Consider the following 20,694-nt stretch of genomic DNA (forward strand, 5'->3'; position numbering starts at 1 on the left):
ACTGCAAACTTTTTTTATTTACCTCATTGTGAGAAAGGTGATTCTTTTTATTTTTGGTTTAATTTAAACTATCTGAACTAACATCTTATTATTGTGCCGTTACTTTACCCTGGTACTTTGTGCATTTGGGAGCCAATTATAAATATGCCTTACATACCTAGAGAAAAAATAGATTATCAAGCCATTGGCTATCGCTTGCGTGCTTACCGCATAGCCTCTTCATTAAAAGCTGAAGATGTAGCAGAAAGCTTGGGTATTTCTCGTGCTGCTGTGTATCGGTTAGAAAAAGGCGAAATTGTTAAAATTGAGACACTTGATAATCTTGCTAGATTATTAAATACCTCGTTAACCAGTTTGTTGGGTATTAATACTGAATATTATTCAAGTGCAAATGGCTTTTTTGAACGAATGCGCCAACTTGAAAGTCAATCTTCACATATTTATACCCACTTCGAACCTTTCTCTTACTTATTAACTTCAGATTGTTATGACAAAACATTGGTTGAAATGCTAACAGAGGCATCACCTTTAAATCTTTTGTCTGAAAAACAACAAGAAGTTTTGTCTATTTTAAAAGAGCGTAAGAAACATCAGTCCTTACATTCGCCCCATATTTATAACCTTATTAGCCAGCAACAAATTGAAAAATTTCTTTATGTTGGCATGCTAGGTTCGGTTAATTTAACTAAAACACTGCAACAAGAAAGAAAACAACGAGCAAAAAACGAAATTCTTCATTTAATTGAAAAGTTAGAGCAAAAAAATAGTTATCTTAATATTGCAATTATTTCAGATACTATGCCGTCTTTAACTTTCCAATTATTTTATCAAGACAAAATCCCTCTTTCTTTAGCCGTTAGCCCGTTCCGTTTAGGTGAATTTCCTAATGTCAGCACGGGCATTGCTACTGTAACCTCTTCAACTGAGGCGATATTTCAATATCAATCCCTCTTTGATAAATTATGGTTAAAAGCAACCAAGGGAGATGATGCAATTAACCTTCTAAAACAAATAGTCAGTCATTATTGATTGGCTAATGTGCCTAATGTTTCTGCTAATAAATCTGCAGCGACAGCAATATCACTAAATTCGGTAAACTCATCAGGATGATGACTAATACCGGCAACTGAAGGTGTAAAGATCATCGCAGTTGGATAAAGTGACGCCATATTCATTGAGTCATGGCCAGCACCACTTAGCATTGTCATATAGCTGATATCGTGTTTCTGGCACAAGCTTTCAATAACTTGGCAAATTGAATCATCTAGTTTGACTGGCGATTCAGCAGAAATCGGTTGAACATCAATAGAGACGCCAAAATCTTTTTCTGCTTTTTCCACACTATTATTTAGGCGTTGTACAACACGTTGAATACTTTCAGTATCAATACCACGAATATCAACAGAGAATTTTACTTGTCCTGGAATGACGTTCATGGAGTTCGGCACAACATTGAGTTTACCCACTGTACCTACAGTGCCATAAACTGCTTCAGTGCATGCTGCACGGTTGATATCGGTAATAATCCCTGCACTTGCCACTAACGCATCTTGGCGTTGATACATAGGCGTTGCACCAGAGTGATCCGCATGACCATTAACAGTGACTGAAAAACGAGTTGGTGCCGCAATACCATTGACAATACCAATAGTTTTTTTGTCATTCTCAAGGCGTTTACCTTGTTCAATATGAAGCTCAACAAAGGCACTATAACGATCAGCTTTGACTAAACAACTATCCAAATTATCATGCTGATAACCTAAAGATTTTAAAACTTCAAAGAAGTTATTGCCGTCATCATCTCTATTTTGTTCCCAACGAGCTTTATCTATTTTTCCTGTTAATACTTTACTGCCAATACACGAAAAGCCAAAACGGCTAGATTCTTCCGCACGAAAAACAACAAGCTCAAGGTCACGTTTAAGTTGTTGTGGTTTGTATTGCATTAATGCATAAAAACCTGCAATAACACCTAAAGCTCCATCATAAGCACCGCCTTGAGGGACTGTATCAAGATGAGATCCTGTACCTACTGCGGGTAGTGAACGATCTTTACCTGGTAAACGTGCGTAAAGTGTACCAATACCATCACGATAAACTTCAAGACCCGCTTCTTTCATTAAACCAGCAAGGTACAGATGGGCGGCTTCATCTTCTTCGCCATAAGCAATACGAGTTATCCCTTTGCCACTGTTGTCTTTTTTATAAATCTGCATTGTTTCAATTAATGCTTTCATATCATCAATTGAATAATGAGTTGCTGTATCTTGTTGAGTCATAAGAGAATTCTCCCGTGGTTTCTGTAATATTTATTTGTCTAAAAAATGAGACAATTTAAGGATTAAAAAAGCCATCTTTAAAGATGGTCACTGTTTTTATAATCATTGCTTATTATATTTACTGCTGAAGCTATATTTCGTCAATGACAATTAAGGTGAATTTCATATTCTGTGAGGTAGGTTTCAATTAAAAAGAGATATATAGCAGGGGTATTTCTTAAATGAACTTAAATTGTATTATAAATGTTATAAAAGCGATCGCTTTTTTATGTTAAGTATATTTAAAATTATATTTTTAATTTCAAAATGAAAATAAGAATTATTATTGGTGGTAAATTTATTATTTTAAGAGTTATTTAAATTGTGATTTATATACTAATAATAAAAGATAATTAAAAATATCCCTGACTTTTCGTATTAATAAAGATATCATTTTTTATATATAAATAATATTTATAACATTATCAGGGGAATGTTGGGTTTTCCTGTAAATATCATAAATACCATGTAAATATATAGAGGTCTTTATATAAAATTAATTTTATAATTATAAAAATAAATAATAACCTATCTTATATATTTAGATTTATAGCCTATTTATTTTATTGCTTTGGTTAAATGGACTTTTATCTCTCTGCTAAGTAGAAAACTAAATATTTACTATTAATAAGAATTATTAAATATTACACTATAATAGCCGATAATTTGGATGAGATATTACTTAAGTTTTTATTTTAAATAAGGATGTGAAAGAAATGACTGAGTATGAACTAGACTATAGTTATAGTGATGTATATAGCGATACATTAAGAAGAGAATCCAGTTATTTAAGAAGAATAGCAATGAAATTTGCCTATCAATATATTGGTGATTCTTTTGATTGCTAGAACAGAGTTACAGAGTTAGGAAAGAAAGTAAAAGTTACAAATAAAAAAACAGCCTTGGTTTGAGCAAGACTGTTTATTCAAAGCTTTTGATTAATTTTAACAACAGATAACTTACGTTAAATTTGTGTCTTATCTTAGCTTTTTTGCCCTCTCAGTAATTTAACTCACTGACGAACAAATGAAAGATGGTGCCCGAACTCGGAATCGAACCAAGGACACGGGGATTTTCAATCCCCTGCTCTACCGACTGAGCTATTCGGGCAACGGGGCGTATTAAACCCGATATCGCCTTGCTCGTCAACGTTATTTATCACAAAACCGTTCGATTGCTGTTTTTTTAAACTCATTGGGTATTAAAACGCTATTTGTCGTGGGAGATGAGTAAAAATAAAGCTAAAGTCTTTTGCAATACTCAAAAAATACATGACGATAAAATCGTTTATTAAGTCTCAATAACAAAAAAGCTTCCCCAAATTCATTGAGGAAGCTTTGTTTTTTGGATTAAGCATCAACTAACGATAGTTACGTTGAGCTGTACTGACTTTCTCAAGATAACGACGAGATTGGTCGGCAGGGTGTTTATTACGTAATGTGGTATACACCTGCATTGGCTCTAAGTTGTTAATCATGGCAGCAGCTTGTTTCTTATCGTTGTGGAATATCCGCAACACACTACCTGCACCACCGTTGTAAGCCTGTATCACGGCGTAACGGCGCGAAACAGGATCTTTGATATCGCCAAGGTAGCTATTTTGCAGAATTGAGATATAAGCCGCACCAGCATCGATATTATTAGCTGGATCAAATAAGTAACTACGACTTGGTTGCCCAGATTTTCCTTGCATTCGGAATACATCTCGTCCAGCCGTTGCTGGCATAATCTGCATCAAACCTAGCGCATCAGAACTACTCACGGCATATGGGTTAAAACTTGATTCAATTTGCATAATTGCCAAGATCAGTGATGGTTCAACCCCATATTTAGCCGCAGCTTGTTGAACGAGCGGTAAATATTTATGAGCACGTTTATCAAGGTGATTAGGAACAAGATTAATGGTGACATACCAAATGGTATTCATACCAGATTGGCGTTTTTGTAATTTATTGGCAATCAGATAATCTGCAAACTTATTGGCTCGCCATTCCCAGCGTATAGGTTGTCCCGTATTATCAAGAACCTGCCCAGATAAAAACGGTTCAGTGCTGTGAGGAATATTATTAACGTCAGAGTAGAGGTCAATAGAACCTGGATCTTCACCCATTAATAACGTTGTGACTATCGCCTTATGCAATTGGAATTGAGGCGCATCATCACCTAAAGTTTCTATCGTAATTGTACCTGCTTCAAAATTAATATGGCTACGTGTTTTATAAGCATTGGTATATTTTACGTAATCTTTAGGGCCTGCGATTAATACTTCCTTCATACCCCAAATCATTTCGATATTATTGGCAAATTGCCCCATAAGAATATCGAACGCATTGGTATCCTTTGCGTAATCAGGTTCAAATGTTTTTGGTGGTTGGCTACTACATGAAATGAGTAGAGGGGCGATAATCAGCAAGAGAAGGATTTTTTTCATGGTCAATTGCATCGCTATGGTGAATAAAATACCAGAGCCTTAAAGGCTCTGGAAAAGTGAATATTATTTTTCAGGTGGTGTGTAACCGTCAATATGAACATCATGGCCTTCGAATAAAAATCGCACCATTTCTTGTTCTAATAGTTTGCGATCATCAGGATTCATGGTGTTAAGTTTTTTCTCATTGATAAGCATGGTCTGTTTTGTCATCCATTGAGCCCATGCTTCTTTTGAGATCTCATTGAAAATGCGCTTTCCAATTTCTCCTGGGTACAACTGAAAATCAAGTCCATCAGCTTCTTTGTTAAGGAAAGTACAAAAAATAGTTCTGCTCATAATAAATCCTCAATATCGCAGGGATTAGCTTAGGCTAATTGTCTAAGTAAATTCTCTACAGGTGCTGCTAACCCTACGGTTGCAGGTGTCTGTAAGTTATACCAAAGTCCTTTTTGCGCCTCCATCATAGAGGTAAACGCTGAGAGTTCTACGCAAATTGGCACAATATCTAAATGAAAGTGGCTAAAAGTATGTCTAAATGAAATCAGTTGCTCTGATTTATTATTATCGAGCCCATGCTCGGCTAGCCACTGTTCTAAAAGCGCTTTTGTTTCAAATTGAGGAAAGGCAAATAACCCGCCCCATATTCCTGCTGGTGGCCTTTTATCTAACCAAACAAGATTATCATATTGTAAAATAAGAAAATAAGTTGTTTTTTCTGGGATGACTTTTTTCGGTTTTTTCCCAGGATAATCCGCCCAATTATTTTGAGCATAAGCGATACAGCCAGTATTTAATGGGCATAATTCACATTTAGGCTTACTTCTTGTACAGACCATTGCACCTAAATCCATCATTGCCTGATTAAAATACTCTACACCTTCAGTTGGAGTGATGTTTTCGCTGATCTCCCACAACTTATTTTCAACCTCTTTTTTACCCGGCCAGCCTTCGACAGCATAGCAGCGTGCTAAAACACGTTTTACATTACCATCAAGAATTGGGTAAGGTTTTTTCAGTGATAACGATAAAATAGCACCGGCGGTTGAACGTCCAACACCAGGTAAGGCACAAACGTCCTCAAAGGTATCAGGAAACTGCCCTTGATGTTTATCTACAATGTGTTGTGCTGCTTTATGTAGGTTTCTGGCTCTTGCGTAATAACCAAGTCCTGTCCATAAATGAAGCACTTCATCAAGAGGTGCTTTAGCCAATGCGCTAACATCAGGAAAACGTGCAATAAAACGCTCAAAATAAGGAATAACCGTAGCAACTTGAGTTTGTTGCAGCATTACTTCAGATAACCATACGTGATAAGGCGTTTTTTCTTGCTGCCAAGGGAGCGTTTTACGCCCATATTTGTGATACCAATTGAGCACGACTTGCGAAAATTGCTGAACTTCCATCATGTTTTATTTTATTAACTCATGTTCTGATTAAGGTAAGATTGCACCACAGAGAGAATAAACTGTAAACACTCTTAATATTTATCTTATAGAGTGATGCTTCTATGAGTGACTCTTGCTAAACTTAGTGATCTTTGGATAATGTCGGTTAAGTTGTACTATAGCGACATTATAACGATTTTAAGTAAATAATTGGCCTAACGACTGACAGTATTAGACATGATCAAGAATGTAATTTCTCCGGAATTCAATGAAGAAGGGCGTGCTTTACGACGCGTTCGTAGTTTTGTTCGTAGACAAGGTCGTTTGACTCCTCGTCAAGAGCAAGCATTAGAAACACAGTGGCCTGTTTTTGGTATTGAATATCAACCGGAACCCATCGACTTCAGTCAGGTTTTTGGACGCGAAGCGCCTGTAATTTTAGAAATTGGCTTCGGCATGGGCGCATCGCTCGTGACTATGGCAAAAAATACACCAGAAAATAATTATTTCGGTATTGAAGTACATGCACCGGGTGTTGGGGCTTGTCTTGCAAATGCTGAAGAAGAGCAATTAAGTAATCTGAGAGTCATGTGTCATGATGCGATTGAAGTGCTCAATCATATGATCCCAGATAATAGTTTAAAAATGGTTCAGCTATTCTTCCCTGATCCATGGCACAAAGCGCGTCATAATAAACGCCGTATTGTTCAAGTGCCTTTTGCAGAATTAATTTTAAAAAAATTAACGTTAGACGGTGTTTTTCATATGGCGACAGATTGGGAACCATATGCAGAACATATGCTTGAAGTGATGACAAGTGTTGAAGGTTATCAGAATTTGTCAGAAACTCAGGATTATGTACCACGACCAGAAACACGACCTGTGACTAAGTTTGAAAAACGCGGTCATCGTTTAGGGCACGGAGTCTGGGATCTTATGTTTAAGAGGGTAAAATAATGGCTAAACAACGTAGTCGCCGCTTACGCAAAAAAATGCGTATCGATGAATTTCAGGAATTAGGTTTCTCAGTTAAATGGACTTTCCCAGAAAATACCCCAATTGAGGAAGTAGATCGCTTTGTTGATGAACTGATCCTCAAAGTTATTGAGCCAAACGGGCTGGCATTTGATGCAAGTGGTTACCTGAGCTGGGAAGGCTTAATCTGCTTACAACAAATTGGTAAATGTACAGAAGAACATCGCCAATTAGTCGAAAACTTCCTCAAAGAAAGCAAAATGCAAGATGTACAGACCTCTGAACTATTTGATGTTTGGTGGGATTGATAGAAAGTTATACATTTAGCAAATAATTACAAGGGCATCCAAAAGGATGCCCTTGTCTGTCTGGGGAAGGGACTGTGACTACAACGTTATCTAACGCATTACTGTCAGATATTTTGCAACAAATTCGCCCATTAATCGGGCAAGGAAAAGTCGCGGATTATATTCCCGCATTGGCTCAAATACCTCCAGAACAGCTTGCTATGGCTGTTTATACGGTTGATGGTGAACTCTATCAATCAGGCATGGCAGATAAGCGCTTTTCGATTCAATCTATTTCTAAAGTACTTAGCTTAACGCTTGCTTTAACACGTTATGAAGAAAATGAAATTTGGCAACGTGTAGGAAAAGAGCCATCAGGTCTGCCTTTTAATTCCTTGATACAGCTAGAAATGGAAAAGGGAATACCGCGCAATCCTTTTATTAATGCGGGTGCCATTGTTATCACTGATATGTTGCAGTCTCGACTTAGTGCGCCTAAGCAAAGAATGTTAGAAGTGATCCGTTTTCTTACTGATACTCCAGATATTTGCTATAACTCAGTGGTTGCAAAATCAGAGATGGAGCATCTTAGCCGAAATGCATCAATCGCTTATCTGATGAAATCTTTTGGTAATTTTGAGAATGATGTTATTACGGTGCTTGAAACTTATTTTCACTATTGCTCCATAGAGATGAGTTGCACCGAGTTAGTACGATGTTTTAGCTATTTAGCTAATCAAGGTATGTGTGTGGTTAATAAAAATCAGATTATTACGCCAAGACAAACCCGACAAATAAATGCGTTAATGTTAACTTGTGGCATGTATGATGGTGCAGGTGAATTTGCATTTCGTATTGGTATTCCCGGAAAATCAGGCGTGGGTGGTGGCATTATTGCAGTCGTTCCCGATGCTTTTACGGTTGCAGTTTGGTCACCAGAGCTGGATAAATCAGGTAACTCATTAGCAGGTTGTGCAGCACTTGAATTATTAGCAAACAAAGTCGGGCGTTCAATTTTTTAGGTGTGTTTTCAGGAGCGTTGTTATGAATTTAAGAAATATTGCTGTCACACTGTTTTTTGTTGCGGGTACAGCAAATGCATCACCAAGTTTTGATTGTGCTGTAATGCCAAAAGATGATTTACGCATAACCTCTGAATTTGTTGAAGTCGCTGGTTCACATGGTTTAATGGTGATTTATCCTGATGGCACATTATTTCAAAATGAAAAAAGTGCCACATTGACACCACAACAACAAGAATTAGCAAAAAAATATCAAGCCACAGTAAGACGAGACGTACCTTGGCTAAGAACTGAAACTGGGGTAAAACTGCAAGATTCTCGCAAAGTGCTTGATAAAGTAGTGATTGAAGCTTTTGGTAAAGAAAGCAATATCCTCAATAGATTAAGTAGATTAGAGAAAGATCTTAATCAGCAAATGGATAGAGTGGTCAGCATAGAACCGAATAACATTACGTTCCATTCTCAAGCCATTAAAGAAGTTGAAGCTAAAGGCCGTGAAATCGTAGAAAGCAGCCTTGGTGGTATGTTGCAAGACAGCATTAATGAATTGGGGAAAAAACAGTTATTAGCCGCTGCAGGTGGCGACAGTAAAAAAGCCTTAGGCGGATTATTAGGAAGCTTAGATGGTTTTCAAAAGATCATAGATCAGGAGTGGAAGCAGCAAGAAGCTGCGTTTACTCAATTTGGTCAGCAAGCTTGTAGCAAAATCACACAGATGGAAAATCAACGTGTTGAATTAATTAATGCATTAAAGAAGTAGCTGATCCGTCTCTCTAATGATTGGGTTATTAACCAGATAATTAATAAGCTTTACAAATGGCGGATTCACAATAATTGAAAATAATAATGAAAATCATTCTTGTTCAATTGACTTATGGGGAGAGCTGTTTAGAATGCCCTGTTTGAGTATTCCACTTAAACAGGGCAAAATTAATGAAGAAGATCCTTCCTTTAGTTATCGCATCTATCTTTTCTGTAACGAGTTTCTCAGCGTTAAGCAAAACGCCAATCGAATACCAACCTAACCAAGTTATTAGTCAGCAGAATGACAAAATGGTGATTAAACATCTGTTGGGTGAAACGTCGGTTACTAAGAACCCTTCAAAAGTTGTTCTATTTGATTTTGGTTTATATGATTCTTTAGTTCAGTTAGGTTTAGCTGATAAAGTGGTGGGGTTACCATTAGGTAATGCGCCTGCTTATATTAAAGGAAGTATTGCAAGTAATGTGGCTAATGTCGGTGGTATGAAAGCGCCTGACTTAGAAAAATTAGCCGAAATTAAACCTGATTTAATTATTATTACGGGTCGACAAGGCGCTTCTTATGAGGCTTTAGCGAAAATTGCACCAACCGTTAACTTAGGCACCAATAGCGCTAATTATCTTGATTCAGTTGAAGCGAATATTAAATTAATGGGAGAGTTGTTTGATAAGCAACAAGCAACCCAAGAGCAACTGACAAAACTGAATACAGTGATTGAGCAGGCTCAGAAAAAAGCGGCAGAGTCTGATAAAAAAGTTTTAGTGTTACTGCATAATGCAGGCAATTTAATGCCAAATAACCAAAGTGTTATTTATGATGTGGTTAAAGTGAAGAAAGCCGAATTACCCCCTGTAGCTGAAGAAGATAAAGATAAACGTCGAGTTGTCACTTCTGAAATGATCGCAAAAGCAAACCCTGATGTGATTTTCATTGTGGATCGTAGTGAAGCGATTGGTGCTGATAAATTAGAAAAAGCTACTTTTGAAAATGATGAAATTAAAACGACATCTGCTTATAAAAATGGCGATATTGTTTATCTGCAAGCAGATCTTTGGTATCTCTCTGGCGGTGGATTAGACAGCTTAACTAAGCAGATTGAAGCGGTAGAAAGCGCATTCTAAGACTTTTATGATCGTTTTATCATAAATAAAAAATACCCATATTGTGAATAACAGTATGGGTATTTTAAAATTAGCTATTTGAAATCAGCAATATTAAAGAAATAGCTCAAGTAATGAATTTAAAAATAGCTTACCGTGAGGGGTTATTTGCCAGTGAGAGTCAGTTTCACTGATATAACCCAACGCCAAAGCTTCATCTATTTGATGGCGAATCACTTCTTCTGAAAGCCCAGTGTAATCACTGAAATCTTGTCTTGGAAATGCTTCTAATAGGCGAAAACGGTTCATAAAAAATTCAAATGGACGGTCATCATTATCAACAAAATTTTGCTGATCGAGATAGCGACCTTCCATAAAACCTTTAGGGTGCTTGGTTTTTACTGTTCGCATTATGCGACCATCTTCAAAGCTTATTTTCCCATGAGCACCACAACCGATACCTAAATAATCACCAAAACGCCAATAGTTTAGGTTGTGCTCACACTGAAATCCTGGCTTGCAATATGCCGATGTTTCATATTGTTGATAACCTGCTGCTGTCAGTAATTTATCGCCTTCTGAGAAAATATCCCACAGCATATCGTCATCAGGTAATTTAGGTGGGCGAGAGCCAAATTGTGTATTAGGTTCAATGGTTAATTGATACCAAGACAAATGTGGCGGAGATAACGCTATTGCTTGCTGTAAATCCGAAAGCGCTTGAGATAATGATTGGTCTGGTAATCCATGCATTAAATCTAAATTAAAGCTACGTAAGCCTAATTCTTTGGCTAAACGAGCCGCATTTTTAGCTTCATCTGCATCATGAATTCGACCTAAGCGGATAAGCTTGTCGTCGCCAAAACTTTGTACACCAATAGAAATACGATTTACACCAGCACGTTGGAATCCAGCAAAGCGTTCCGCTTCTACGGTTCCTGGGTTAGCTTCCATGGTGATTTCTGCATTGGAGCTAACAGCAATACGCTCTTTCACTCCATAGAGTAAATCAGCCATTGATTCAGCACTTAATAAGCTAGGTGTACCGCCACCAATAAATATTGTCTGGACTTCACGGGAGCCAACGTGAATAAGATCGGCATCTAAGTCATTGAGTAAATGTTGCACATATTCCTGATGTGGTACTTCTCCCTTTAAGGTGTGTGAGTTGAAATCACAATAAGGGCATTTTTGTACACACCAAGGAATATGAATATACAAACTTAATGGGGGCAACTTAAGCATTCTTAAGGGCATCCAACATTAATTTAAGTGCTTTACCACGATGCGAATGCTGATTTTTTTGCTCTTTAGTTAATTGCGCCGCCGTACAATTTAATTCAGGAACAAAGAAAATAGGATCATAGCCAAATCCACCTTCACCGTGCATTTCTGTGCTTAATACACCATGCCATATACCGTGGAAAATCAGCGGAGTTGGATCGTTCTCATGGCGCATATAAACCAATACACAGTTAAATTGCGCTTGGCGTTTTTCAGCAGGTACATCTTTCATTGCATCAAGCAATTTATCCAGATTTTGCTGATCGTTTGCATCAACACCCGCATAGCGTGCTGAGTAAATACCCGGAGCACCGCCTAAAGCATCTACCGAAATACCTGAGTCATCAGCAATGGCTGGAAGACCTGTCACTTTTGCCGCATGACGTGCTTTGATCAGCGCGTTTTCAACAAAGGTTAAGCCCGTTTCTTCCACTGAATCAACACCTAGCTCTGTTTGGGCAACAATATCTAAACCAAAATCAGAAAGCAAAGAGGCTAGCTCTTTGACCTTCCCTGGATTTCCTGTTGCAAGAACGACTTTTTGCATGAGTATTATCCTTAGTAAAGCGTTACGCTAAGTAGCCATTGTAAAACGTCTACACGTAGATAATTCAAGGCATAAAGTACCAGAATAACAATCATTGCAGAGAAATCTAAGCCACCCATTGCCGGAATTACACGACGAATTGGTGCCATTAAAGGTTCTGTTAATTGAAATAAAAGGTGATCAATTGGATTACGACCTTGGCTTACCCAGCTAAGGATTGCGCGGATAATAATCAACCAGAAAATCATCTTACCTGCTGCTGTGAGTAGTTCAATAAAGGCAAAAGGGAACATTAAAGCGAAAGGAATTGATGTTCCTGATAAGTAAGATGGAATAATAATACCAAGCAGAATGAGTATATAGGCTAATAAGACTGACGCGGTATCAATAGGGCCAATAGAAGGAATAACACTTCTTAATGGACGAACAATTGGCTGTGTGATCTTGACGATAAATTGTGAAAAAGGATTATAAAAATCAGCTCTAACACATTGCATCCAAACACGTAATAGAAGTACGGATGTATAGAGTTGAAGAAGAGTCAGAATGACGAAATTTAAAAAATTCATTAGTTGGCCCTGATGAAATTAAAATTGTTTTTCCATTTCTTGCGCACGTTTAATCGCAGCTTGCATGGCAGAAGCGACGTTTTCAGGTAATTTTCCTTCATAAAACTGCATAAGTGCAGCCGCTGTCGTTCCACCTTTTGATGTTACTTGCTCTCGTAAAGTTGAGAAAGGCAACATATGTTGTTTCTCAGCTAAGGCGGTAGAACCACTTGCGGCTTGTTGCACAATAGCTCTTGCTACTTCAGGAGAAAAACCCAAACGTTCAGCTTCTTGTTGCATTGATTCCATAAACAAGAAGAAATAAGCGGGTGCACTACCAGCAACGGCGATAATATCATTGATGGCAGATTCTTGCTCTACCCAAACAGTTGTTCCGACACTTTTCATTAATTCGTCGGCAAACTGTTTATCTTGAGATGAAAGTGAATTGTGCGCAAACATACCACTTAAGCCTTTACCTACCAGTGCTGGAGTATTTGGCATAATGCGAACAAGCTGTAATTGAGTCGCAAAATAGTCGTTATAACGTGTGGCAGGGATGCCAGCAGCGATAGTAAGGACTAACTTTTTGCTCATATCGATATTTTGTAAGGGCTTACAAACTTCTTCCATCATTTGTGGTTTTACTGCCAGCACAATAACATCCGCTTTTTGAACGGCATCAATATTGTCATTAGTACTATGAATGCCAAACTCTTTTTCTAAAGGTTCACGGCGAACGGCAGAAGGTGAGCTGACGGTTATCTTATGTGCTGGATATCCACCTTGAACCAATCCTACAATAATGGCCTGAGCCATATTTCCAGCGCCAATAAAAGCGATGTTACGATGTTCCATATAAACCTCTATTTCTACTTAGCCGCGTAATCTCTTGCGCCAAAAATTGCTGTACCAATACGAACGAGTGTTGAACCGCAAGCAATAGCTGCTTCCATATCACTCGTCATTCCCATAGATAACGTATCTATATTGGGATATTGAGATTGTAATTGCTTAAATGCGAGATGCATTTTTTCTAGCACTTCAACTTGTTTGTCATACTTGCTTTCAGGTGCTGGAATAGCCATTAATCCACGTAATTTAATGCCTGAAAGAATAGAAATTTGTGCTGCTAACCCATCAAGCTCACTCAGATTAATACCTGATTTACTATTTTCATCACTGATATTTATTTGAATAAGTACATTCAATGGTGGCAATGAGTCAGGACGTTGGTCACTTAATCTTTGAGCGATTTTTAATCTATCAATGGTATGGCACCAATCGAAATTCTCAGCAACAAGGCGTGTTTTATTTGACTGTAAAGGGCCGATAAAGTGCCAAACTAAGGTGTGGTTATTAGCAAAATAATGGATTTTATCAACACCTTCTTGGACATAGTTCTCACCAAATTCAGTTTGTCCACATGCTATTGCTTTTTCGATGTCACTCACAGGTTTGGTTTTACTCACTGCAAGTAGTGTTATTTCTTCTGAAGAACGGCCGCATTTCTGCGCTGCTGTGTCAATGTGAGACCTGACATTGACGAGATTCTGTTTAATAGTATTCATGGCAACTCAGGAGATAATAAGATGAAAATGGAAAATTTAATTGCATATAGTGTAAAGCATAACGCTTCGGATCTGCACCTTTGTTGTGGTGATGTACCTCGATTGCGGATCAATGGAATACTTTATCAACAAAATCAATGTAAACCTATCACTTCCGATAGTCTACTCACGTGGCTCAAGCCTTTTTTAAGTGATGCTCAAAAGCAAACTTTTGAGCATGAAGGGCAGGTTGATACGGCACTTACGCTGTCTTGTGGGCAACGACTTCGTATTAATTTATTTCGCCAACAAAAAGGTGTCTCAGCAGTATTAAGAATAATTGAAACACAAATTCCTTCTTTAGATAAACTTCGAGTACCCAAGTCGGTTTCAACATTATTAGATAATTATTCTCATGGACTTATTTTAGTGACTGGCGCAACAGGAAGTGGAAAATCATCGACATTAGCCGCAATGATCAACCATTTAAATCAATATCAACGTCAGCATATTTTGACATTAGAGGATCCTATTGAATTTATACATGGCAATAAGCAAAGCATTGTACAGCAAAGGGAAATAGGGCGAGATGTTCAACATACTGCAAATGCAATAAAGAGTGCTCTACGCCAAGATCCAGATGTCATTATGTTGGGTGAGTTAAGAGATGCACAAAGTATTCAGTTGGCATTAACGGCAGCAGAAACAGGGCATTTGGTGCTGGCAACATTGCATACTCAAGGAGCAGTACAAACGCTTGAGCGCGTCACTAATGTCTTTACAGGTAATGAGCGACAATGGATTTCATCGCAATTAGCGTGCAGTTTAAGGGCGATAATTTCACAAGAGTTAGTGCCTTCAACTGAAGGTGGGCGTGTGGCGTTATTTGAAATAATGCAGGTTACGCAGGGTATTTCACATCTTATAAGAGAAGGAAAATACCACCAAGTGACAACATTAATGCAAACAGGTAGTGAATACGGAATGCAAACCTTCATGTTAAGTCGGCAGCAACGCCAACATGAAGGTTTAATTCAAGCTGAATGATAACTTATAAGTAAAAATAGGTTGGGATCACGAAGTGGAACCTATTTTTTAGGATCGCTGTTCAAACCAGCTTTCAAGAATAATAACGGCAGATGCTGCATCTACACTGCCTTTATCTAAGGAGCGGTAACCACCACGTTCAAAAAGATGAGCGCGAGCTTCTACGGTGCTAAGGCGTTCATCATGCAACGCAATTTGTACACCAAATCGACCATGAAGGCGATTAGCAAACTTTTTAGCTTGAGTTGTGACTAACTGTTCGGTGCCATCCATATTAAGAGGTAAGCCGACAACCACTAAATCAGGTTGCCACTCTTTTATGATTTTTTCGATTTGAGTCCAATCGGGAATACCATCTTTTGCTTTAAATGAGGCTAAAGGTCTAGCGGTTCCTGTAATTTCTTGACCAATAGCGGCACCAATGCTTTTAGTGCCGAAATCAAAGCCCATTACCGTTCTGTTTGACATTATGCGTGACCCGCTATTGGTGAAATGGTGTGGATATTAATCCCAATTAATTCAGCGGCTTTATGCCAACGTTCAGCAATAGGGGTATCAAAAATAATTTGAGGTGAGGCTTCAACTGTTAGCCAGCTATTTTCTAAAATCTCTTTCTCTAATTGGCCTTGTTCCCAACTGGAATAACCTAGAGAGACTAATGTTTTTTCTGGTTGCCTTGCTGTACCTAGGGTTTCTAATACATCTTTGGAAGTTGTGATCATTGTGCTGTCACTAATTTTGATGCTAGAACTAAAACCTGAAACTGGAGTATGCAAGATAAAACCATGTTCTTCTGCAACTGGGCCTCCTGACATCACAGGTTTTTGTAAGCTAATTGCTTCGTCTCTATCAGTCGAAAAAATTTCCAATTGATCTAATACACCTTCCACAGAGATATCTTCGATAGGTTTATTAATAATTAAGCCCATCGCACCGTTTTCATTATGTTCGCAAACATAGACGACCGAGCGTTCAAATAACGGATCGCTTAATGAAGGCATAGCAATAAGAAAATGGTTAAGTAAATTCATAATAGTAGTACTGTTCCCTGATCATTTTTATTAAAAAAACCTAGCCCTTTTATACATTGTATTTCTTAATGTATACCGCTTATTGATTAATATGTGGGGGCTAGGTTCATACTTTTAAACCCGTTAATCTCTGTGTCTAAAAGTTAGTTTTTCTTGTTTAAGCGCACTTCAATAGCATCCATTAACATGCCTGTAATAGAAATATCAGGATAAGCTGCTTCAATTTCACGGGCACAGGTTGGGCTTGTAACGTTAATCTCAGTCAAACGATCGCCAATAACATCTAGTCCGACAAAAATAAGACCTTTTTGTTTAAGAATAGGTGCAACTTGACGCGCAATTGCCCAATCACTTTCTGTTAATGGACGAGCTTCTCCACGACCACCAGCAGCTAAGTTACCTCGTGTTTCGCCTTTTGCAGGAATTCGAGCTAAGCAATAAGGCACTGGTTCGCCATCAACAACAAGGATACGTTTGTCGCCGTTAACGATTTCAGGTAGGAAATTTTGTGCCATACAGAAACGATGACCATGTTCTGTCAATGTTTCAATAATAACACCTACGTTTGGATCATCTTTTTTCAAGCGGAAGATTGATGCACCACCCATACCATCTAGTGGCTTGAAAATAACATCACCGTGTTTTTCATGGAAAGCTCGTAAATGCTTAGCTTCACGAGTGACTAATGTGTCGGGTGTTAATGTCGGGAACCATGCAGTAAAGAGTTTTTCATTACAGTCACGTAAGCTTTGTGGCTTATTAACTATCAGTGTTCCCATATCTTCAGCACGTTCTAAAATATAGGTTGCGTAGATAAATTCGGTATCAAAAGGCGGATCTTTACGCATTAAAATAGTATCTAATTCACCTAAAGCAATATCCTGCTCTTGGCCAAATTCAAACCATTTTTCTGGGTTCTCTTCTACGCTGAGTAAACGAGTGTGAGCGCGTGCTTCACCTTGGTGTAGGTAAAGATCGTTCATCTCCATATAATGAATTTCCCAGCCACGGCGTTGCGCTTCTAATAGCATGGCAAAGCTGGTGTCTTTTTTGATTTTGATGGATGAAATTGGGTCCATCACAATACCTAATTTAATCATTACTTCTCCTTTATCCCAGATCGCCGAACCGAACCTGCAAAGCGGTGATTGCGGTGAGTGCTGTTGTTTCAGTTCTTAATACACGAGGACCTAATAAAATATCAGTAAAATGGTGCTCTGCTGTCATGGCGATTTCTTCAGGAGAAAGTCCACCCTCAGGGCCAATCAATAAGCGCACTTTTTTAACCGGTAAGGGTAAGGTATTAATACTTTGGTTAGCCCTAGGATGTAAATTGAGTTTTAAACTACCATCATCTTGAGCACACCATTCTTCTAATGACATCACTGGCATTAATTGTGGAATGCTATTTCTGCCACATTGCTCACATGCCGAGATAATAATTTTTTGCCATTGCTGATGCTTTTTCTCTAAACGGCTAGGGTCAAGTTTAACACCACAGCGTTCTGAGATCAGTGGAGTGATCGTATTAACACCTAACTCAACTGATTTTTGAATAGTAAACTCCATTTTCTCGCCTCGTGAAAGCACTTGCCCTAAATGGAGGTCGAGAGGGGATTCTTTATCATCAACAATGCCATCATTAATTTGCACAGTGACTGACTTCTTTGTGCTTTCGATAATTTCAGCATCAAATACTTGATTTGAACCATCAAATAGTGCCAGTTTTTGCCCAGTAGACATTCTTAATACACGCCCAACATGATTAGATGCTTCTTCATCTAATGCTGTTTGAGTACCTGCTGTGAGTGGTTCTGGATGATAAATGCGAGGAATACGCATAACGTGAAACCCTTACGTAAAAGATGGTTAACCGTGATAAATAAAATATGTGATATGCATCATACGCATGACATTATGGCATGCAAGTTATCACTTTGCTTTTATCGTTAGTATAGCGCGGATCTTATTGCGTGTTTTGTCGCAAAATTTCATGTTTTCATTGTTATTATAAAGAAAATTCTCGGTATTAAATGGAGACTCTTATACAGTCGTTTAACAGGGATAACGAGGTATCTAAGGAGTAGATATTTATGCCATTAAGCCGTTGTTGTTTTATAAAAACACCTTTACTCTCTTTTTTGAATGAGTTTCTTGTTTTTATTAAGTTTTGTCTGCCTTTTTTACTATTATTTTTGTTACCTAAAACCCGTCGTAAACAACTTGCTATAAGTTATATTATTATTTGTTTATATTGGTTTTTTTCAATTTATTCGCTTTCTTTATTGATAATACTTTCTGTATTAAGCTTTTATTTATTAATGCTCTCTTTCTTTGATGCTGACTATTTTATTTTGCCTAATACATTGACTTATTGGCTAATATTTTTAGGGCTATCGTGCAATTACACAACCTTTGGGATAGTACCTTTTGATCATGCTTTTTATGGTTTTTTAGGTGGTGCAGGGCTTTTTTATGGCATCTATTTATGGGGATATTTGATCTATCAAAAATGTGTTTTAGGTTTTGGTGATGTGAAACTATTTAGTGCGATAGGTGCATGGTGTGGATTTGAAAAATTACCTTATATTTTATTACTCGGCTCTTTGTTGGGATTAAGTGTGTATTGCGGAGTATTGCTCACAACGAAAGAGTTTTTAAAAAAAGTAGCATTTGGCTCTTGTCTTTCATTTTCAACATTAATGATATTAGGTTTTTATTTTTCGTCTTATAACTCCTTTAATTAGTTGATTTCAATCTGTTCTGGTTAGGCATTTATAACAAAAAATATAATAGTAAAAATCGAAATAAAGAAGGCAGTGTGCGGAAATTAATCAGCACACTGAAAAGAAGATTATAGATTTTCTTTTATAAATTGCTGCCAACGTTTTGTATCACCTAAATATTTTTCAATCGATATCAGGCGATAACCTTGGTTATCTTCAATAAATAAAGTCGGAAAACCACGACCATTAACTTGGTGCATTAATTGTTGTGTTTGGTTTAAATGTTGCTGAACTTGGTTATTGCTGATGTCAGATAATAAGGATGCAAATTGTTCAACATCAAAGCCAAGTTTTTTCACAATAAATAGCAGTGTGTCTTTGTCACTGATATTTAAACCATCAAGATAATAGGCCTCTTGTAATGCTTTTAGTAAATAAACATCACGGTTTCCCATTTTTTCGGCAACAAGAATAGCTGAAATAGGTAGCAGTGAATTTAATACCATCTCCGTATTACCAAGGCAATCACGATACGCATGACTAAAAACTTGGCCAGATAATTGACTAATACGGTCATCAATTGGCGTGACATGCTCTTTCCATGATTGACCACCCGTTACTACTCTTGCGGGTGTAAACAATCCACCACCATGTAGCTTAATGGAATGTGGAAATGCATTGCTTACTGCTTCAATCAAAGGGGCAATGCCGTAGCACCAACCACAAAGAGGATCATAAATATAGTGCAATATTTTAGTACCTTGGGTATTACCTGTATTGCTTGCTACTGAGGCCACTGCATCTCTCCTTTTAGTACTTTTGCACTAAGCTCTAGGCTTGATTTATCTGCTAAATTCTGATGATTTTTTTCCATTGCTGCAATAAATTCATCTGAATTTTTTGTCTTTTCAAGATTTTTCTCAGCTTCAATTAGGTAATTCATTGTGAAGTCAACAGCTTGTAGGTCATATGTTGCTTTTGGTAAATAGTGACCAGGAATAACGGTTTTTGGGGATAGTGATTTTATTTGCTGCAATGCACTAACCCAATGTTGGCGTTCTGCCACAGTTTGGGTATCAGCCAACCAAACATGAATATTTTCAGAAACTAAAACACCACCCATTACTGCATTAAGTTTTGGAACATAAAGATATGTTCTATCTGGAGATTGTCCGTCTAAGCCTTTGACTGAAATGGTTTCACCTTCTAAAGAAAAACTATCACCTTTTAGTACTTCAGGAATGATAATTTTCTGAGGGGCATTTTCTTTAAGCACAGGCCCCCAGTAGGCAAGTTTTCCTGCTTGTGTTTCATTAATGGCTTTAATTGTGGGGGCGGTTGCAATCACTTTGGCATTTGGAAATGCATTAGTAATGACATCTAACCCAAAATAAAAATCAGGATCAGAATGGCTGATATAGATATAAGTCAGGTTTTTTCCAGAGGCTTTTATTTTATCAACCAGCGCTTGTGCATCATTTTTTTGAAATTGTGCATCAATTAATACGGCATCTTTATCGCCATAAATAATTTCAGAAGAGACAGGAAAAACACTCGCTTCTCCTGGGTTATAAATATCTAATGTTAAATCAGTTGCTAGCGCTGATGTTGCGAAGAATGCGGTAGTTGCAAGTGTTAAAGGAAGTAATTTTTTCATCTTTTGTTTTCTCCATAATGTTG

Annotated in this window: 23 protein-coding genes and 1 tRNA gene; 8 read left to right on the forward strand and 16 right to left on the reverse strand. The window is 37.6% G+C overall.

Going from position 1 to position 20,694, the window contains the following annotated elements; all coding sequences use genetic code 11:
- The first annotated feature begins 144 nt into the window (after nucleotides 1–144).
- On the forward strand, nucleotides 145–1,029 hold the full coding sequence (locus tag JEP71_RS08210) for a helix-turn-helix domain-containing protein (RefSeq protein WP_198619444.1): 885 nt from the start codon (nucleotides 145–147) through the stop codon (nucleotides 1,027–1,029).
- Here the strand turns inward: JEP71_RS08210 and JEP71_RS08215 are convergent.
- The 5 genes from JEP71_RS08215 to mutY form a co-directional block, all read right to left on the reverse strand.
- Nucleotides 1,023–2,279, reverse strand: a complete 1,257-nt coding sequence (locus JEP71_RS08215; protein WP_196532201.1) for a Zn-dependent hydrolase — start codon at nucleotides 2,277–2,279, stop codon at nucleotides 1,023–1,025. The genes JEP71_RS08210 and JEP71_RS08215 overlap by 7 nt on opposite strands.
- A 1,073-nt stretch (nucleotides 2,280–3,352) precedes the next feature.
- A tRNA-Phe gene (locus JEP71_RS08220) sits at nucleotides 3,353–3,428 on the reverse strand.
- Nucleotides 3,429–3,678: 250 nt separating this feature from the next.
- Nucleotides 3,679–4,749, reverse strand: coding sequence for a membrane-bound lytic murein transglycosylase MltC (gene mltC, locus JEP71_RS08225; protein WP_198620998.1), 1,071 nt, complete (start codon nucleotides 4,747–4,749; stop codon nucleotides 3,679–3,681).
- A 63-nt stretch (nucleotides 4,750–4,812) separates the two neighbouring features.
- Complete coding sequence (locus JEP71_RS08230; RefSeq protein WP_098943971.1) at nucleotides 4,813–5,085, reverse strand: oxidative damage protection protein; 273 nt, start codon at nucleotides 5,083–5,085, stop codon at nucleotides 4,813–4,815.
- A 29-nt stretch (nucleotides 5,086–5,114) separates the two neighbouring features.
- On the reverse strand, nucleotides 5,115–6,155 hold the full coding sequence (gene mutY / locus JEP71_RS08235; RefSeq protein WP_198626072.1) for an A/G-specific adenine glycosylase: 1,041 nt from the start codon (nucleotides 6,153–6,155) through the stop codon (nucleotides 5,115–5,117).
- Between the two features lie 216 nt (nucleotides 6,156–6,371).
- Here mutY and trmB point away from each other — a divergent pair, with 216 nt between their 5' ends.
- The 5 genes from trmB to JEP71_RS08260 all read left to right on the forward strand — a co-directional run bounded on the left by trmB (nucleotide 6,372) and on the right by JEP71_RS08260 (nucleotide 10,302).
- Nucleotides 6,372–7,091, forward strand: coding sequence for a tRNA (guanosine(46)-N7)-methyltransferase TrmB (trmB, locus tag JEP71_RS08240; RefSeq protein WP_109373894.1), 720 nt, complete (start codon nucleotides 6,372–6,374; stop codon nucleotides 7,089–7,091).
- Nucleotides 7,091–7,417 carry a YggL family protein gene (locus tag JEP71_RS08245; RefSeq protein ID WP_023581025.1) on the forward strand — a complete coding sequence of 109 codons (327 nt, stop codon included), beginning with the start codon at nucleotides 7,091–7,093 and terminating at the stop codon, nucleotides 7,415–7,417. The genes trmB and JEP71_RS08245 overlap by 1 nt, the downstream gene beginning before the upstream one ends.
- Before the next feature lie 74 nt (nucleotides 7,418–7,491).
- Nucleotides 7,492–8,418: a glutaminase B gene (gene glsB / locus JEP71_RS08250; RefSeq protein WP_198620996.1), complete on the forward strand. Its 927-nt coding sequence runs from the start codon at nucleotides 7,492–7,494 to the stop codon at nucleotides 8,416–8,418.
- A gap of 22 nt (nucleotides 8,419–8,440) precedes the next feature.
- Nucleotides 8,441–9,178 (forward strand): DUF2884 family protein, encoded by a 738-nt coding sequence (locus JEP71_RS08255; RefSeq protein ID WP_109373896.1) that lies wholly within the window; start codon nucleotides 8,441–8,443, stop codon nucleotides 9,176–9,178.
- A gap of 173 nt (nucleotides 9,179–9,351) precedes the next feature.
- Nucleotides 9,352–10,302 carry a siderophore ABC transporter substrate-binding protein gene (locus JEP71_RS08260; RefSeq protein ID WP_198626073.1) on the forward strand — a complete coding sequence of 317 codons (951 nt, stop codon included), beginning with the start codon at nucleotides 9,352–9,354 and terminating at the stop codon, nucleotides 10,300–10,302.
- Nucleotides 10,303–10,395: 93 nt separating this feature from the next.
- On the opposite strand, the gene hemW is transcribed toward JEP71_RS08260, so the two are convergent.
- From hemW to JEP71_RS08285, 5 genes are read right to left on the reverse strand one after another with little or no spacing between them, the layout of a single operon-like run.
- A complete protein-coding gene (gene hemW / locus JEP71_RS08265) occupies nucleotides 10,396–11,526 on the reverse strand; it encodes a radical SAM family heme chaperone HemW (protein WP_198626074.1) in 1,131 nt (376 codons plus the stop codon).
- A complete protein-coding gene (locus JEP71_RS08270) occupies nucleotides 11,519–12,112 on the reverse strand; it encodes an XTP/dITP diphosphatase (RefSeq protein ID WP_160230042.1) in 594 nt (197 codons plus the stop codon). Before JEP71_RS08270 ends, hemW begins: the two co-directional genes overlap by 8 nt.
- Before the next feature lie 11 nt (nucleotides 12,113–12,123).
- Nucleotides 12,124–12,681, reverse strand: coding sequence for a YggT family protein (locus tag JEP71_RS08275; protein ID WP_196534281.1), 558 nt, complete (start codon nucleotides 12,679–12,681; stop codon nucleotides 12,124–12,126).
- A gap of 18 nt (nucleotides 12,682–12,699) precedes the next feature.
- Nucleotides 12,700–13,518: a pyrroline-5-carboxylate reductase gene (gene proC / locus JEP71_RS08280; RefSeq protein ID WP_198626075.1), complete on the reverse strand. Its 819-nt coding sequence runs from the start codon at nucleotides 13,516–13,518 to the stop codon at nucleotides 12,700–12,702.
- Nucleotides 13,519–13,532: 14 nt separating this feature from the next.
- A complete protein-coding gene (locus tag JEP71_RS08285) occupies nucleotides 13,533–14,231 on the reverse strand; it encodes a YggS family pyridoxal phosphate-dependent enzyme (RefSeq protein ID WP_196534280.1) in 699 nt (232 codons plus the stop codon).
- Nucleotides 14,232–14,252: 21 nt separating this feature from the next.
- Between JEP71_RS08285 and JEP71_RS08290 the strand changes: the two genes are divergently transcribed.
- Nucleotides 14,253–15,257, forward strand: a complete 1,005-nt coding sequence (locus JEP71_RS08290) for a type IV pilus twitching motility protein PilT (RefSeq protein WP_198626076.1) — start codon at nucleotides 14,253–14,255, stop codon at nucleotides 15,255–15,257.
- A gap of 48 nt (nucleotides 15,258–15,305) precedes the next feature.
- Here the strand turns inward: JEP71_RS08290 and ruvX are convergent, their stop codons facing one another.
- The 4 genes from ruvX to rsmE form a co-directional block, all read right to left on the reverse strand.
- Entirely contained in the window at nucleotides 15,306–15,725 is a 420-nt protein-coding gene (gene ruvX, locus JEP71_RS08295) for a Holliday junction resolvase RuvX (RefSeq protein ID WP_198626077.1), read from the reverse strand.
- Nucleotides 15,725–16,288, reverse strand: coding sequence for a YqgE/AlgH family protein (locus JEP71_RS08300; protein WP_023581015.1), 564 nt, complete (start codon nucleotides 16,286–16,288; stop codon nucleotides 15,725–15,727). Before JEP71_RS08300 ends, ruvX begins: the two co-directional genes overlap by 1 nt.
- A 143-nt stretch (nucleotides 16,289–16,431) precedes the next feature.
- On the reverse strand, nucleotides 16,432–17,388 hold the full coding sequence (gene gshB / locus JEP71_RS08305) for a glutathione synthase (RefSeq protein ID WP_109373905.1): 957 nt from the start codon (nucleotides 17,386–17,388) through the stop codon (nucleotides 16,432–16,434).
- A 10-nt stretch (nucleotides 17,389–17,398) separates the two neighbouring features.
- Nucleotides 17,399–18,130, reverse strand: coding sequence for a 16S rRNA (uracil(1498)-N(3))-methyltransferase (rsmE, locus tag JEP71_RS08310; RefSeq protein ID WP_196534276.1), 732 nt, complete (start codon nucleotides 18,128–18,130; stop codon nucleotides 17,399–17,401).
- A 251-nt stretch (nucleotides 18,131–18,381) separates the two neighbouring features.
- On the opposite strand from rsmE, the gene JEP71_RS08315 reads away from it, so the two are divergent.
- Complete coding sequence (locus JEP71_RS08315) at nucleotides 18,382–19,035, forward strand: prepilin peptidase (protein ID WP_198620990.1); 654 nt, start codon at nucleotides 18,382–18,384, stop codon at nucleotides 19,033–19,035.
- 107 nt (nucleotides 19,036–19,142) lie between these two features.
- Here JEP71_RS08315 and JEP71_RS08320 read toward each other — a convergent pair whose 3' ends face one another.
- Both JEP71_RS08320 and JEP71_RS08325 read right to left on the reverse strand, forming a co-directional pair.
- A complete protein-coding gene (locus JEP71_RS08320) occupies nucleotides 19,143–19,811 on the reverse strand; it encodes a DsbA family protein (protein WP_198620989.1) in 669 nt (222 codons plus the stop codon).
- Complete coding sequence (locus JEP71_RS08325) at nucleotides 19,799–20,671, reverse strand: MBL fold metallo-hydrolase (protein WP_198626078.1); 873 nt, start codon at nucleotides 20,669–20,671, stop codon at nucleotides 19,799–19,801. Before JEP71_RS08325 ends, JEP71_RS08320 begins: the two co-directional genes overlap by 13 nt.
- Nucleotides 20,672–20,694: the final 23 nt, after the last annotated feature.

It is taken from the genome of Proteus sp. PR00224 (genome assembly GCF_016238105.1).
GTDB lineage: Bacteria > Pseudomonadota > Gammaproteobacteria > Enterobacterales > Enterobacteriaceae > Proteus.

What these genes read in the sequence shown, in the direction of transcription:
- JEP71_RS08290 (WP_198626076.1), top strand. Translation starts at nt 14,253, where the DNA reads ATGAAAATGGAAAATTTAATTGCATATAGTGTAAAGCATAACGCTTCG.
- JEP71_RS08230 (WP_098943971.1), bottom strand. Translation starts at nt 5,085, where the DNA reads ATGAGCAGAACTATTTTTTGTACTTTCCTTAACAAAGAAGCTGATGGA.
- JEP71_RS08270 (WP_160230042.1), bottom strand. Translation starts at nt 12,112, where the DNA reads ATGCAAAAAGTCGTTCTTGCAACAGGAAATCCAGGGAAGGTCAAAGAG.
- JEP71_RS08285 (WP_196534280.1), bottom strand. Translation starts at nt 14,231, where the DNA reads ATGAATACTATTAAACAGAATCTCGTCAATGTCAGGTCTCACATTGAC.
- JEP71_RS08275 (WP_196534281.1), bottom strand. Translation starts at nt 12,681, where the DNA reads ATGAATTTTTTAAATTTCGTCATTCTGACTCTTCTTCAACTCTATACA.
- JEP71_RS08315 (WP_198620990.1), top strand. Translation starts at nt 18,382, where the DNA reads ATGCCATTAAGCCGTTGTTGTTTTATAAAAACACCTTTACTCTCTTTT.
- JEP71_RS08210 (WP_198619444.1), top strand. Translation starts at nt 145, where the DNA reads ATGCCTTACATACCTAGAGAAAAAATAGATTATCAAGCCATTGGCTAT.
- JEP71_RS08245 (WP_023581025.1), top strand. Translation starts at nt 7,091, where the DNA reads ATGGCTAAACAACGTAGTCGCCGCTTACGCAAAAAAATGCGTATCGAT.
- proC (WP_198626075.1), bottom strand. Translation starts at nt 13,518, where the DNA reads ATGGAACATCGTAACATCGCTTTTATTGGCGCTGGAAATATGGCTCAG.
- rsmE (WP_196534276.1), bottom strand. Translation starts at nt 18,130, where the DNA reads ATGCGTATTCCTCGCATTTATCATCCAGAACCACTCACAGCAGGTACT.
- JEP71_RS08300 (WP_023581015.1), bottom strand. Translation starts at nt 16,288, where the DNA reads ATGAATTTACTTAACCATTTTCTTATTGCTATGCCTTCATTAAGCGAT.
- mutY (WP_198626072.1), bottom strand. Translation starts at nt 6,155, where the DNA reads ATGATGGAAGTTCAGCAATTTTCGCAAGTCGTGCTCAATTGGTATCAC.
- JEP71_RS08255 (WP_109373896.1), top strand. Translation starts at nt 8,441, where the DNA reads ATGAATTTAAGAAATATTGCTGTCACACTGTTTTTTGTTGCGGGTACA.
- JEP71_RS08215 (WP_196532201.1), bottom strand. Translation starts at nt 2,279, where the DNA reads ATGACTCAACAAGATACAGCAACTCATTATTCAATTGATGATATGAAA.
- hemW (WP_198626074.1), bottom strand. Translation starts at nt 11,526, where the DNA reads ATGCTTAAGTTGCCCCCATTAAGTTTGTATATTCATATTCCTTGGTGT.
- trmB (WP_109373894.1), top strand. Translation starts at nt 6,372, where the DNA reads ATGATCAAGAATGTAATTTCTCCGGAATTCAATGAAGAAGGGCGTGCT.
- JEP71_RS08260 (WP_198626073.1), top strand. Translation starts at nt 9,352, where the DNA reads ATGAAGAAGATCCTTCCTTTAGTTATCGCATCTATCTTTTCTGTAACG.
- JEP71_RS08325 (WP_198626078.1), bottom strand. Translation starts at nt 20,671, where the DNA reads ATGAAAAAATTACTTCCTTTAACACTTGCAACTACCGCATTCTTCGCA.
- mltC (WP_198620998.1), bottom strand. Translation starts at nt 4,749, where the DNA reads ATGAAAAAAATCCTTCTCTTGCTGATTATCGCCCCTCTACTCATTTCA.
- ruvX (WP_198626077.1), bottom strand. Translation starts at nt 15,725, where the DNA reads ATGTCAAACAGAACGGTAATGGGCTTTGATTTCGGCACTAAAAGCATT.
- gshB (WP_109373905.1), bottom strand. Translation starts at nt 17,388, where the DNA reads ATGATTAAATTAGGTATTGTGATGGACCCAATTTCATCCATCAAAATC.